General features: G+C 41.7%; 12 protein-coding genes. 9 read left to right on the forward strand and 3 right to left on the reverse strand.

The annotated features are described in order from the left end of the window. The first annotated feature begins 500 nt into the window (after positions 1-500). From ACFQ3W_RS00800 to ACFQ3W_RS00840, 9 genes are all read left to right on the forward strand, one after another. A complete protein-coding gene (locus tag ACFQ3W_RS00800) occupies positions 501-1,124 on the forward strand; it encodes a CPBP family intramembrane glutamic endopeptidase (protein ID WP_379315629.1) in 624 nt (207 codons plus the stop codon). 355 nt (positions 1,125-1,479) lie between these two features. Next, on the forward strand, positions 1,480-2,238 hold the full coding sequence (locus ACFQ3W_RS00805; protein WP_379315631.1) for an ABC transporter ATP-binding protein: 759 nt from the start codon (positions 1,480-1,482) through the stop codon (positions 2,236-2,238). 2 nt (positions 2,239-2,240) lie between these two features. Then, positions 2,241-4,595 carry an ABC transporter permease gene (locus ACFQ3W_RS00810; RefSeq protein ID WP_379315633.1) on the forward strand — a complete coding sequence of 785 codons (2,355 nt, stop codon included), beginning with the start codon at positions 2,241-2,243 and terminating at the stop codon, positions 4,593-4,595. Between the two features lie 347 nt (positions 4,596-4,942). Further along, positions 4,943-7,081: a 5'-nucleotidase C-terminal domain-containing protein gene (locus ACFQ3W_RS00815; RefSeq protein WP_379315635.1), complete on the forward strand. Its 2,139-nt coding sequence runs from the start codon at positions 4,943-4,945 to the stop codon at positions 7,079-7,081. 203 nt (positions 7,082-7,284) lie between these two features. Then, positions 7,285-7,461, forward strand: coding sequence for a hypothetical protein (locus ACFQ3W_RS00820; RefSeq protein WP_379315637.1), 177 nt, complete (start codon positions 7,285-7,287; stop codon positions 7,459-7,461). Between the two features lie 338 nt (positions 7,462-7,799). After that, complete coding sequence (locus ACFQ3W_RS00825; RefSeq protein WP_379315639.1) at positions 7,800-8,315, forward strand: hypothetical protein; 516 nt, start codon at positions 7,800-7,802, stop codon at positions 8,313-8,315. Between the two features lie 521 nt (positions 8,316-8,836). After that, the gene (locus ACFQ3W_RS00830) at positions 8,837-9,751 is read left to right on the forward strand and encodes a hypothetical protein (protein ID WP_379315641.1); all 915 of its coding nucleotides are present in this window, start codon (positions 8,837-8,839) and stop codon (positions 9,749-9,751) included. A gap of 87 nt (positions 9,752-9,838) precedes the next feature. Further along, positions 9,839-10,363: a GNAT family N-acetyltransferase gene (locus ACFQ3W_RS00835; RefSeq protein ID WP_379315643.1), complete on the forward strand. Its 525-nt coding sequence runs from the start codon at positions 9,839-9,841 to the stop codon at positions 10,361-10,363. A gap of 28 nt (positions 10,364-10,391) precedes the next feature. Continuing rightward, positions 10,392-11,060 carry a nucleotidyltransferase domain-containing protein gene (locus ACFQ3W_RS00840; protein ID WP_379315645.1) on the forward strand — a complete coding sequence of 223 codons (669 nt, stop codon included), beginning with the start codon at positions 10,392-10,394 and terminating at the stop codon, positions 11,058-11,060. 111 nt (positions 11,061-11,171) lie between these two features. Here the strand turns inward: ACFQ3W_RS00840 and ACFQ3W_RS00845 are convergent, their stop codons facing one another. The 3 genes from ACFQ3W_RS00845 to ACFQ3W_RS00855 all read right to left on the reverse strand — a co-directional run bounded on the left by ACFQ3W_RS00845 (position 11,172) and on the right by ACFQ3W_RS00855 (position 14,201). Next, positions 11,172-12,065 (reverse strand): hypothetical protein, encoded by an 894-nt coding sequence (locus ACFQ3W_RS00845; RefSeq protein ID WP_379315647.1) that lies wholly within the window; start codon positions 12,063-12,065, stop codon positions 11,172-11,174. A gap of 91 nt (positions 12,066-12,156) precedes the next feature. Continuing rightward, a complete protein-coding gene (locus tag ACFQ3W_RS00850; protein WP_379315649.1) occupies positions 12,157-13,551 on the reverse strand; it encodes a sensor histidine kinase in 1,395 nt (464 codons plus the stop codon). Then, positions 13,548-14,201 carry a response regulator transcription factor gene (locus tag ACFQ3W_RS00855; RefSeq protein ID WP_379315651.1) on the reverse strand — a complete coding sequence of 218 codons (654 nt, stop codon included), beginning with the start codon at positions 14,199-14,201 and terminating at the stop codon, positions 13,548-13,550. Before ACFQ3W_RS00855 ends, ACFQ3W_RS00850 begins: the two co-directional genes overlap by 4 nt. Positions 14,202-14,230 lie beyond the last annotated feature (29 nt).

The following is a 14,230-nucleotide window of genomic DNA, read 5'->3' on the forward strand; positions in this document are numbered from 1 at the left end:
TTTCAAAGTATCTGATGAGCAAAATGTCCGGAGACATGGAATGCAGAAATATGGATGGCGGCGGCTTTGCGGTGATCTTAAGATTACTCATCGCGTAGCAAGATTTAAGAATCAGTTAAGAACTGATTAAAGACCCGTTAAGGATTTACAAGCTAAGATAAGGCTGTAATAAAACTTTAACTGCTCCACATGCAGTAAGTTTTTTACAGTCTTATTTTATTTGGGGGAATAGAAATGAGCCAAAAATATATAATCTTAATTGATGTTTTTTATGGTTCGTGATTTAACTTTAGAAATCAAGATTATACATTATCAAAGTCTGTTTTGTTAATGCAAAATAAGGAAGGGAAAGTGGATATGAGTAAGGAAATAAAAGATATTTAAGCTGCTCATTCGCATCATCATGGATTTTATGGGGGATTATAATAATTGCAAATCTATTTAATCAACTGCAAGCTTGGACACCATCGTTTCTTTTATTTTTTATAGGCGGCGCAGTAATGCCACCTATTTGTGCAATATTAATTAAAAAGAAATATAGTACAAGTGAGGATTATAAATCGTTTATCAAAAGTATAATCAATCCAAAACATCACATTGGTTGGTATATTTTTGTTATTGGGGTAGCATTTACACTTTTATTTATACCAACTCTTGTTGGAGCAGGTTCTTTGGAACATCCACTATATCTAGCAATATTAGCGTTTCCCAAAATGATATTTGGAGGGGGATTGGAAGAAGTAGGATGGAGGGGATTTTTATTACCAGCTTTAAAGAAAAAGTTCTCACTAATTACTAGCACGGTAATTGTGAGTAGTATATGGGCTTGTTGGCATATTCCATTGTGGTTCATTTCAGGTACATCTCAATCTAGCACGAATTTCATATTGTTCTTTATTGAACTCGTTTCAGCGTCATTGATATTATCAGCAATTTACAATGCAACGGGAAGCATATTATTATGTATTATTTATCATGCTATATGGAATTCTTTTTATGAGGTATTTGTCATTAACTATAATTTGATATCATTTTGTTTAGTGCTACTGTTTTCTATAGTAGTTTTCTTAGTTTTAGGAAAAAGAACAGCAAGGAAATTGAACCAGAATACACAGTATGAGTAATTTAAACTGTGAACTGTGACCCTGCTTGTGGAGAGTTTGAAAAAGAAGACCTATATTAGGCAGAGAGCAGATGGCTTCTGAATTCATCAGGAGTCATCTTTTTTAATGCCCATTGGTATCTTTCAGTTCTCCAGTGTTCGTTCTACAACTGAGCTAACCGTCACAGTAACGGAGGAGTCGAGTGTTGTACTGGGTGATTTAATAAAAAACAGCTCGCGTAAAAAGATTTAAGAATTGGTTAAGAACTGAATAAAGACTCGTTAAGGATATATAAGCTAAGATAAGACTGTTAAAACTTTAACTGCTCCACATGCAGTAAGTTTTAACAGTCTTATTTTTATTAGGGGGCCAAGCCATGAGCCAAGCAATTATCACAACCAACAAGCTTAGCAAAACGTTTTCCAGTGGAGGCATGCAGCAGCATGTACTTAAAAATCTCGATTTGGAGATATTCGCGGGAGATTTTACCGTTATTATGGGTTCTTCCGGTGCGGGGAAATCCACACTGATGTACGCCTTATCCGGTATGGACAAGCCGACGCTCGGCTCCATTACATACTTTGATCAGGAAATCGCCAAGCTGTCCAATGATAAACTGGCGGTTTTTCGCAGAGTAAATTGCGGCTTTGTGTTTCAGCAAATGTTCCTGCTCGACAATATGAGTATACTGGACAATATTCTTGCCGCAGGACTGCTTGTCAGCAATGACCGAAAAGCAATAACCACAAGAGCGAAGGATCTGCTTACGCAGGTGGGGTTAACCGAAACCATTTGGAGAAAATTCCCGACCCAATTATCCGGTGGAGAAACGCAGCGTGCTGCAATTGTGCGTGCATTAATCAACCAGCCCAAGGTTGTTTTTGCCGATGAGCCTACAGGGGCTCTGAACTCCGCGTCAGGTAAAGCGGTCCTTGATGTGCTGACCGAGTTTAACGACAAGGGACAGAGCATCATCATGGTAACCCATGATTTGAAATCGGCAAGAAGGGGAAATCGGATCCTATATATGCGGGATGGTGTTATTCAAGGCGTCTGTAATTTAGGTAAATACGTAAGTGGCGACAGGGAGCGGCACGACAAGCTCCAGGCCTTTCTCTGTGAGATGGGGTGGTAAATTTGCGAAAATTAGCTATGCTCAGCTTTGCCAATATACGAAAAACCAAAGGGCACACGGTATCATTGTTGATCATGTTCCTCATTGCCGGATTATTGTTAAATGCGGGATTGCTGGTCTTTGCAAATTTCGGTAGTTATTTTGAAAAAAACGCCAAAGAGCTTAACGCATCCGATGTGTATTATATTATGCCAAGTCGTTTATATAGCGGAGAGGTAGATAAATACATTAGAAATAATAAGAATGTCTTAAAAATGCAAAAAGAGGAAGCTTTGTGGACTAAGGCATCCTTCCCTTATCATGGGGATACACGTGAGGCTAGTTTTATTTTAAATGATGCTGATCAAAGCCGCGATTTCTCTAAATGGAAATTTGTTGGTGAACATTTGCCAGCTGATTCCATGTCAATCTATTTGCCGTATGTACTGAATATTGACGGTGGCTACAAGCTGAATGATAAATTTCAAATGACAATAGATGATGCCGTCATTACATTTACGATCAAAGGGTTTACGGAGGATATCTTTTTCAGTTCCCTTGACATGTATAGTTTAGGGGCTCATCTCCCTCATGAAACCTATGAAAAGGTGAAGCAGCAATTGGACGACCAAAATACTGCAACACTCATTTTTGCGGATCTTGATAAAGTGGATAATAAAGTTGAGACAGGGATAAGAGAATTAATGCATGAGGATCATGTTCTTGCCGGGGCAGTCGATACCAGAACATTATCCGGCATAGACTTACCAACGGTGAGATTGTCACGCACTCTTATGGCAAGTATGTTGTCCGTAATGACGGTGGCTTTCGCTGCGATTATCGCCATCGTATGCCTGATCGTTGTTAGATTCAGAATTGGCAATAGTATCGAAGAAGATATGACAAAGATCGGATCTTTAAGGGCGATTGGATATACCAGCAGACAGATCATATCTTCTATTGTTATGCAGTATTTGCTCATTGCCTTTGTCGGCAGTGTAGCAGGAATATCGTTATCCTATTTAACGACTCCAGCACTTTCCGATGTCTTTGCACATCAATCCGGACTCATGTGGGTACAGGGCTTTGATGGGGTTGTCAGCAGCATTACTTTGTGTGTAATCCTATTCGTTGTGCTCATTGTTTCTTTGATGACTTCAGGACGGATTCGTAAGCTTAATCCGATCGTAGCCTTAAGAGGTGGAATCGTAACCCATAGCTTCAGAAAAAATCATTTGCCGCTTCATAAATCAATAGGCAGCCTACCGGTCGTTCTTGGGTTTAAATCCATGCTGCAAAACAGGAAGCAAAGCATCATGATCGGAGTGATTCTGGTTGCTGTATCTTTTGCCAGTACATTTGGTGTGGTGATGTTCTATAACACCGTCATGGATACAAAGGCATTTACAGAGGTTCCCGGAATTGAAATTTCAAATGCGGTGGCTGTTCTGAATCCGGATGCGGATCATGCCCAGCTTGTTGAGAGCATTAGGAACATGGATGGTGTAAGGAAAGTCCAGTTTATTGATCAGACTAGGATTAAAATAGACAACAATGATGTAACTGCTTATGTGATGGAGGATTATTCTGCAAAAGAAACCAATACCGTCTATAAGGGAAGATATCCGCTCCACAGCAATGAAGTTGTACTTGCCGGCCGGGTAGCAGATATGCTGGATAAGAAGGTCGGGGACCGTGTGGCGATAAAAACCGGCGCAGGACAGCCTCAGGAGTATATGATTACAGGCTTATCCCAAGGAGCGAATATGGGCGGGTTGAACGCTTCTATAAGACTGGACGGTATCCTGAAGATTGCCCCAGACTTTAAACAGCAAAGCCTGCAAATCTACCTGAACAAGGATCGTAAAGCTGATGAATTTGTTAACAAGCTTGAACATGACTATGGACATTCACTCATCACAACCGTAGATATGGATAAATTTATGAAGCAGGGCACTGACATGTATGCATCGATTGTCTCAAAGCTCGGCACTGCCATGATCGTGATAACCGTATTTGTCGTGATTCTTGTGCTGTATTTTGTGATTAATGCTTTGATTGTCCGTAAGAAACGTGAGCTGGGTATCCAAAAAGCCATTGGCTTTACAACCTTCCAGTTGATGAATCAGCTTTCGCTCGGGTTCCTGCCGCCGATTATGATCGGGGTATTGATCGGAAGCGTAATTGGGGTTACACAAACCAACGCGATCATGTCAGTAGCACAGCGGGCGATGGGGATTATGAAGGCAAATTATACTATTATGACTTCCTGGGTTGCTTTGTTTGGAGTGGCGCTAGTCATTGTTTCGTACCTTACTTCGATGCTGATCACCTACCGTATTCGTAAAATATCAGCATATGGTTTGGTAAGTGAGTAGATTAGGATGTGGCCTGTGAGGGGGAATTCGGATAATTTCGTGAAAAAAATGTATTAAGAGAATATGTAAGTTAAGACGCTGGGTAAAACTAGCGTCTTTTTTGTGTGAAAATACAATAAAATGAATATGAAAGGTAAAATTTGAAGTGTCAGTGGGAGATTTGTTTTCAAGTATGACGAAGTTTACATAAAATTTACCCCCACCTGCATTTTCATTAATAAAACAAGCATACAATGGGTACGTGATGAAATTGATCTAGATATTTGTAAAATATTAGGATACTAAACTGGGCTTCTCGAAGTTTCCCGAACGGCTACAAAATATTAATTATAGAGGGAGAAATGACAGTGAAGACAAAATTACTTACGCTTGGCTTAGCTGCAATGATGACATTTTCAATTAGCGGCCCGGCAACGACACATGCGGAAGAAGCTGCAAAACCTTTTGATTTAACCATTCTGCACCTGAATGACCACCATTCGCACTTGGATAGCCAATCCTATGATTTAAACCTGGATTATGACGATACGCAAAAAGACGAAAAGGTGCGCGTGAAATTAGGTGGCATGTCCTACATATCCTCATTAATCAATGCAAATAAGAACGACCACTCCTTGTATTTGGAAAGTGGCGAATTAAACGGAACCCTATACTTCAGCCTCTATAAAGGCGAAACCGACATGAAAGTCCTAAACGCCATGAAGCCGGACGCCTACATGGTGGGGAACCACGAGTTTGACGAGGGCGACAAACGCCTGGCTGAATTGATTGATATGGCCAAATTCCCCATTCTGTCGGGTAACATTAAACCGAATTCGAAAACCCCGCTATATGGAAAACTGAACAAGCCATACATGATCAAAGAGGTAAATGGTCAAAAGGTGGCCATCATCGGTGTCATCAAAATCGATAAAACGAAAGGCTCATCCCTGGTGAGCGACGACGTGGACTTTATTAAGGAAGTCGATTTTGTAAAGTCGACCGTTGAAGAAGTGAAGAAGCAGGGCATCAATAAAATCATTTTGCTCAGCCATTTGGGTTATGATTTCGACCAAGTGATGGCAGCTCAAACCACCGACATCGACTTGATTGTAGGTGGAGATACGCATAACCTGCTGGACTCTTCGGGCGAAGCAAAAGCGCTGGGCTTGCCTGTAACCGGTGAATATCCAACGGTGGTTAAGAACGCGAATGCGAAAGACACCTACATTGTGCAAGCCTGGGAATATGCCAATGTATTGGGCAAGATTGACGTGAAATTTAATGAGCAAGGCGAAGTCATTAGTGCCGTAGGGGGACCGATTGCTCCTGTGGGAGGCCCATATCAAATCAACAAGGACAAAAAATGGGTTGATGCCGACGAAGCCACATCGGCTAAAATCAAGGATGCTATCACAAAAAGCAAAATTCTCGTAGAGGGAAAAGCAAATCCTGCGGTTGAGGACATTATTAAGCCTTACCGGGAGGCCGTAAAGGCCAAAATGGCGGAAGAAATCGGCTCGGTTCAGGAAACCTTGTCCAATGAGCGCATACCTAAGCCTTTTACAGATGCAAAAGACGCTAACGGCAGCTTTGCCGCTCAAGTGGTTGCGGACTCTTTTCTTTACAACGTGCCAAACGCTGACGTGGCCATTCAAAATGCCGGTGGTGTTAGAGAAAACTTCCTGCAGGGCAAATATACCATGGCCGATGCCTACACGATGCTGCCTTTTTCTAATACCATTACCACGCTTAAAATAACCGGCGAAGAAATTTGCAATGTCCTGGATGAAGCCATTCGTTATTCACAAGGCGTTTCGCAATCAACAGGTTCGTTCCCGTATTCCTCATACTTGAGATATGACGTTTACTTGAATGCGGGCGATGGCGTCAAGAGCGCATACAATGTTGAAATCAAAGACAAGAAGACCGGCAAATGGTCGCCTATTGATATGAAAAAGAAATATGTCGTAGTAACCAACTCCTTCACGGCACTCGGCAAGGACGGCTACGTCACTTTTGCCAAGGCCATTGAAAAAGACCCTAACGCGAAAGATGAAACGCACGTTGAATATGCGGTACCACTTGTGGAGCTGTTCACTAAACATCTTAAAGGCGGGGAGCTTGCTAAACCGGATACCGACGACTACAGCATTAAATCGGTCAAAGAATGGAAGCCGGAAATGGCAAAACCAGCCGAAACCGAAACTCCGGCCGTCGAGCCTATTGTAAAGCCTGCAAGACCCACTGTAAAACCTGCCGAGCCAAAGGTTACTGCGGATAGTGCAAAGACGGATAAAGAGATTAAAAAGACGAATGCAGCAGGAACAAAGGCTAACACCAAAAGTACAAAGACTTACACGGTAGTCAAGGGAGACTCCCTTACGAAAATAGCTGAGAAAGCTTTTAACGATACCAAGCAGTGGAGAAAGATTTATGAGTTAAACAAGGGTACCATCAAGAATCCGAACTTCATTTATCCGGGGCAAGTAATTGTGATTCAGTAGGTTTTATCGAAAAATCCCGCTTCTTCAGTGAAGAGAAGCGGGATTTTTATGCGCTTTTGAAATTTGATACATACTTTATACCATGAATCAGGAATAACCAGAGCAGCAAGTTGAATGAAGTGCCTTCAGTCATCCCTAAAATAGATCCTATGTTATAATGAGCGAAAGTACTTATCTAAGTCCAAGATTAGGGTGGTGAAGAGATGGAAGTAGATCGGGAAGAATTGGATACTTCATTCTTGGAAGAAGATGCAGATTTAATCCGACAAGTTGAGCACAGCCGTGAAGATCGTAAACTTGGACGTCTATATGGAAAAGAAGCTGGGCTTGAATACTTGCGTAACAAGGTGAAGGATTTCGAGCATGGACAAAATATATAGCGTTTACTGGACGCAAACCGCTTTAGATGAATTTGAAGTTGATACGGAAGCAGCAAGTGTGTAGGTCTTCGGTATTAAGCACAAGCGTGAAAATGTTTATTGGAAGCGTGGTAAAAAATGAACTAAACAACGACATGTATTGAACTCCTCCTTCGTGGTGGAGTGAATTATGATTAAATTCCGCTTTTCGTTATATCGAGAAGCGGAATTTTTTTGTTATAAATCATCCGTGACTCTATCAGGCGGAATCCATAAATAAAAATCGATGGGAAAGGTTAAACTTGGTAAAATTGGTAATGTAAACTCAACTTTTATTGAATCCAAAGGAGAGATGTGCATTGACTAGAGTAATGAAAATCGCACTGTCATTGATCATTTTTCTAGGAATAGGATCGGCCATATTCTTATACTTCTTCCCCTTCGCCAAGGAAATCGATGTTGATCGTCCTGCCGTATTTTTTTACGAACAAAAGCCCTCTTCCCTCGAGCACATATCCATCCATATATCTGGAACATTATATCGCCCATTTCTAAGGCAGCATAAATTTGTCGGTTCCATTAGAATTGACGGGTTTGACGTAACGAAAGAATATGATCCGTTTGACACCTATGTTCTTGAAAGAAAGAAAGGAATAAATTCTGGAAATCTGGTGTATTTGAAGTCTAAAAAACATAGGGACATTTTGATGGCAGGTATGATTTGGTTCGATGACGACTTCAAAGAGATAAGCATCTGGTGGAATAACAAAAATCTGCACCAATTTATCGTTACTGCAGATTCCTATAAAGAGGCGCTAATTGTGCAGCAAAAGATGAGGGAAGTGTTTGGTTCGTCTTTTGTGCCGAAGATATAGCCTAAGTAGCTCCTTTAATCACGAAAGTAGACTACTTACATGTTAGGGGCCTGTGAGTAAATAATAGCCAAGCCACCAATTGCGAGTCTTGAACGGTTGGAAGGTATTTCAGAGGTTAAGCGTAGATAGCCAGGTAGTAGGCCTGGAAGTGCATATTATCTGGATCTGTCGAAACTTAGTTCAGCCTTATGATGTTGTATTTTATGCCAAAATAGAAGAAGAGGCCCAATGTAATAAAGCATCCTGCGATTAATAACACAAGGACAACTATTGACTTATCGGTAAAGGTCAAATTTTTTTTCATTATTTCTAACTCCTTAAAAAATGGAATATTTTCCGGCTAGCAACCAATTATAACGTAATATTAATATATACACTAATATATGGTTGTTAAGATCACTAATTTACACTTTCTCTAGGTTCACTTTAGCCACTTTGGAAGGGATTGGGTTCTAAGTTGTCGAATATAGGCTCATCTATGTTAACGGGAAGCAATGTTGATGTAACTTGGGGGAGCGAAAATGTACAATATAAAAAATAAAAAGGCATCTAAGGTCGAGGCTTTTACGTTTGCAGAACTGGGAATGCTGGAAAATGACATCGAGGAGATTCTCAGAAATAGTATTGACATCCTTTGCGATGATGAGGAGTCGATGCTTATCGTTGGACGTCAGGTCAAGAATGAAAGTCTTGGAAGAAGCGATCTAACAGCCGTTGATAATAACGGAAGTATTGTATTGATCGAAATCAAGCGGGATCGAAAAGATATCCAAAATCGCAAAGAGGCATTTGAATTTCAAGCTATCCGATATGCGGCAAGTTATGCAACAATCGCAGATGTTGACGACCTTGTGAAGAAGGTCTATGCCCCTTACATAGAAAAATACCGGAATGAATTTGAGCTTGGTGAGCTGACCTCATATGAGCTTGGACTTAGAAAGTTAAATGAGTTTTTGAAAGCCAATGGGGCTGAGAATCGTTTTAATCAAAAACAAAAGATTATCCTTGTAGCTTCAGAATATGATGATCAGACATTATCCGCCGTGGCTTGGCTAAATAGCAATAATGTTGACATAAGCTGTGTAAAACGTACGCCTTATAAAATAAATGACGGACTATTCTTAAATCCTGAAAAGTTGCTGCCGCTAACCAACTATGAAGATTACTACGTTAATTTGATGGAGAAAACTGCTCCTGGAATAAAACAGCACAAGGACATAAAAAGACGGACATTGCCTAAAATTGATGAAATGCTTCAATGGGGTGTTGTTAAAGAGGGGGATATTATTGCAGCAAAAGGTAGAGAAGATGAGGGGATCTTACAAGGTAACGGAAATGTACTCGTAAATGGAAAAGAGAAATCTTTGCTTGCTTGGCTTAAAGAGGTATTTGGCTGGTCCAATATAGCAACGTACGATTTTTCAGTGTTAAAATAAAATGGAAAAACTCTTTCTCAAATTCGAGAGGACTATATGAATCAGCAAGTTGCTGAAATGGCAGAAGAATTGTGAGGTATGGTAAATATGGATCAACTTTTGTTGATTAAGCCAAAATTAGCACTTGAAGCGGAAATAGAAGAATATAAGAGAGAGCATTTTGAAAAAGGTGAATATGAATTGCATGGTAGTGCTCTTCTGGATAAGCTTTCATTTGAGAAATGGCTTGAACTGGTAGAGAATAATTCCTATGAAAATACAGTTCATCCAGATTGGGTGGTATCCTCCACATTCCTTGTTATACGAAAAAGTGACAATAGAATTGTGGGAATGCTGGATATTCGGCATTCTTTGAACGAATTCCTCAAAAATTACGGTGGACATATAGGCTACGGTGTGCGACCAACGGAAAGGCGCAAAGGTTACGCCACACAAATGCTTAAGCAAGGATTGGAGTTTTGCAAAACAATAGGATTGGAAAAAGTGATGCTCGCTTGCTATAAAGACAATTTAGCTTCGAGCAGAACTATTATCAAATGTGGCGGTACATTAGAAAGAGAATTTGCCCATTCAGATGGTAAAACGGTGCAAGTGTTTTGGATTATGTTATAGATTAAAAATACAATTTCGAGGTGAGAAGATGAGCTTTTCTATAGAGGATTGGATAGATGAACTTGTTTCGAAGATAAAAGATGAATTTGGCGATAGAGTAGCTTTTATCGGTTTGCAAGGGAGCTACCAACGGAAAGAAGCCAGTGACAGCAGTGATATAGATATTGTTATGATCCTGGACGAGCTGGCAATGAGTGATTTGAAAAAGTATCGAGCTATCATCTCCCAAATGCCTTATAAGGAAAAAGCTTGCGGATTTATTTCTGGGAGAAATGAAATTTTATGCTGGGAAAAATCTGATTTATTTCAATTCTATCATGATACCCAGCCCATCTACGGCAGTTTAGACGATTTGCTGTCGCTGATCGACAAAGCGGATATTAAGCGCGCTATAAAAATAGGTGCGTGCAACCTGTACCATGCGTGCTGCCACAACTTCATTTATGATAACAGCTCGGAAATGTTAGCGGCACTCTACAAGTCGGCCTTTTTTATTTTGCAGGCCAAGTATTTTGATGAAACGAACCAATACCTTAGCAGTAAGGCAGAAATGATGACACATGTAGAGGGCATAGATAAAGAGATTTTGAAGATTTGCATGGATAGAAACAGGCTAACTGTAATGGATGAAGCGGACTTGGGCCCATATTATGAAAAAATGTTCTCTTGGAGCAGTGATCTTATTCAAGTCTATTGATGAGGGGAGTTTGAAGAGGAAAGGCGTACTATGATCTTCAAAGAGGATAGCTGGCTATACGAAAGCCCAGGCTGTCATGTTGTTATGTGGCAGCCTGAACTATAAATTATTTTAATTGCCTGATGTTATTGTAAGAGAAGGAGCCTGATTTCTACTGTCAGAGGGCGCTGATTTCTGTCTCTGTGCGTCTCTATCCTTAATCTCTTGTTCAATTCTTTCAATGGTTTTCAGCGTATACTGATATTCCGCATTATAGCTGACTGCAAGCAAAGCCTTGTCGTATCTTGAGAAAGTCATCGAGGCAACCTCACCATTTTCGCCCTTGATATTGAATGTGATATCAGGGTCGTTATTGCTGTAGCCCTGGCAGTTGTATGCAACCGATGCGACAGCGCCGTGAACGACATTGAGCTTCTCGGCAGTTTTCTTTGCCAGAGCCGCATATTCCTGCGGGTTCTTGGCAAGTGCTGCATCATAAGCTACGGAAACATTTTTGTCCAGCGTTCTGCTGCGGGTCACAGAGAACAGATCACCTGTTACGGAATCGACCTCAAAGCTGTAACTGCGCTTACCGTTTATCAGAACATCGGCGTACCATGTCGAACGGGGAATACTGTCGGTTGCTGACTGATAACCCATTTCCACCACCTGCCCCTTCAGGCTTAGGCCATATACGCTCCACAGGGCCTGTGCTCCAATCTCGGCAGCATCTTTCTTTGCCATGTCCTTGCTAGTCGGTGTTTGATTGCGATAATACTCAAGGTCAATGTTCCTTACCGTATAATTGGCTTTTTTGTAGCCTTCCGGCAGGCTGTTCTTCGCTGTATTGGATGATTGATTCACGTAACTTACGTAGCTTGTGGGAACCGTATTCGTCTTGTTATATTCCGCCGCTGTGGATACCTGTGTAAATCCCTGAAACATCATTGTGCTGGTCCCGATGATCAGCGTGGCTGCTAAAACAGACTTTTTAACATGTTTACCTTCCGATCTGTTTGTTTTCATCTGAATCTCTCCTTTATTGTTTTATAGTTTATTTGTGATCACAGGATCTAGTATATGGGCCCTGAATTATAGAATCGTAACCAAGTTATTATTAAGTTGTAAAAGTTATTTTTGCCGTTGTCCCTTCGCCGGGACGGCTGCTAAAGCTCAGCTCCGCCTCGTGGCTCGAAGCTATCTGCTTGCAAAGAGCAAGTCCCAATCCGGCACCGCCGTCGCTCCGGTTCCGCGATTTTTCTCCCCGGTAGAAGGGTTCCGTGATTTGCGAAAGTATATCGGGAGTCATACCTTTCCCGTTGTCCCGGACACTGATCGTTTTCCTTTCGGCTTCCATGGCCGCACTTACCATAATATGTCCACCCTTACCGCACGCCTTTATCGCGTTGTCAATCAGATTGATTAACATGCTTTCCATCAGGCAGGAGTCTCCACGGATGGTCTCTATTTCACTGCTGAATTCGATTTGAATATCGTTTCCCGCAAGCTTGCCGTTCAGCGTTTGACGGACCGTCTCAAAGAGGCTGTATACCTTCAATTCTTCACAGTTTATCTGATTGTTCTGCAAATCTGCCAGTTTCAGCAATTGAAACGCTACCGTCTGCAGTCGGCGGCTTTCGGACATAATATAATTCAGTGCCGAAAGTCTGTCGTCCTCAGACAAAACGGCTTTTTGCATGTATTCTGCATATCCGTAGATTGCTGTCAGCGGCGTGCGGAGCTCGTGAGCGAAATTATCGACGAACTGCTGCTTTTTATCTGCGGCGTCCTTCAGCTCCGTCATCTGGCGCTGGATTTCCTCCGCCATGTGATTGAAACTCTGCGACATTTTTGCAAGCTCGTCATGTCCGGATACCGGAAGTCTTGTTTGATACGCTCCATCCGCGATATCCTTGGAGGTCTGGGATATCTGCTTAAGAGGCCTGAATATCCGGTTCAGCACGAGAAGAAGGCCGAAAGCGAACAGAATGGAGAGAACAAATCCCGCGAAGAATAATATGTTTTTCAAGCGGCTCCATGAGTTTATGGCTTCCGTCGTATCGTAAGAATAAACCAGTGTGTAGGAAGCATATGGGGCAGGAAATTTTCCTGAGACGATAACATAAGTTTTATCTTCAACTTTCCGTATCGTTGCCAGGCGATTACCGTTGCCTGGCGGCTCCAGGGAATTGTTCCGAAGCACAGTCGCGTCTTTACTGGAATAGACAAGTTGATTATTTTTGTAAAATGCGAGTCCCGCCTTGTTATCCCCGGACAGGTAGCTGTAAGGCTGAAGCAGTGAATTTAAAGAACCGTCTATGTCGGTTCCACGACCTTGCACGGCTTGGAGATCCTTTATCAGGGCGGACGCTATAAAATAGTGTTCGCTAAGACTCCTATCCTCCGCACGATTCACCGTATCCCTGAACATTGCGACAGAAACAATGAAGATTCCGAGGTTAAAGAAGAAGAGAAAAAGAGCTAGAGTTGTTAAAAAAGTCCGCTGCTTCATCGGCCTGCCTCCAGACGGTAACCCAGCTTGTACACGGTTTTTATCCGATCTTCCCAGCCCAGCTTTTTCCGCAGCTTTTGGATATGTACGTCCACGGTCCTAGTGTCTCCTTCAAAATCGTAACCCCAAACCAACTCCAGCAGTTTTTCTCTTGAGAGCGCAATATTGCGGTTGTTCACAAGAACCTCCAGCAATTCATATTCCTTTGGGGTACATTCTACCAGCTGCCCGTTATGGAATACCTGATGGCTACTAAAATCAATTTTTACGTTTCCTGCTTCAAAACAACTTGCTGTTTTCTGCGTCCGCCTTAAGACTGCTTCCACACGAGCCAGCAATTCCAGCATTTCAAAAGGTTTTGTCAGGTAATCATCCGCTCCCATTGAAAAGCCCTTGATGCGTTCAGGTAAACTATTTCGTGCTGTCAGGAAGATCGTGGGCGTTCCATTCGCTTTTTTGAAAACCTCAAACCCGTCAAGTTCGGGAAGCATGATATCTAAAATCATCAGGTCGTAGGTATGGCATTGCATTTCGGAAACCGCAGTTTTCCCATCAAAAACCGAGGTGCAGCGATGCCCCACAAGCTGCAAATTTCTTTTAACCAGCTCATTGATTGATATTTCATCCTCAACAATCAAGATAGATGCCAATTGATCACCTCCTCATTTCTAACAATATT

It is taken from the genome of Paenibacillus puldeungensis, from assembly GCF_042678945.1.
GTDB classification, from domain to species: domain Bacteria; phylum Bacillota; class Bacilli; order Paenibacillales; family Paenibacillaceae; genus Fontibacillus; species Fontibacillus puldeungensis.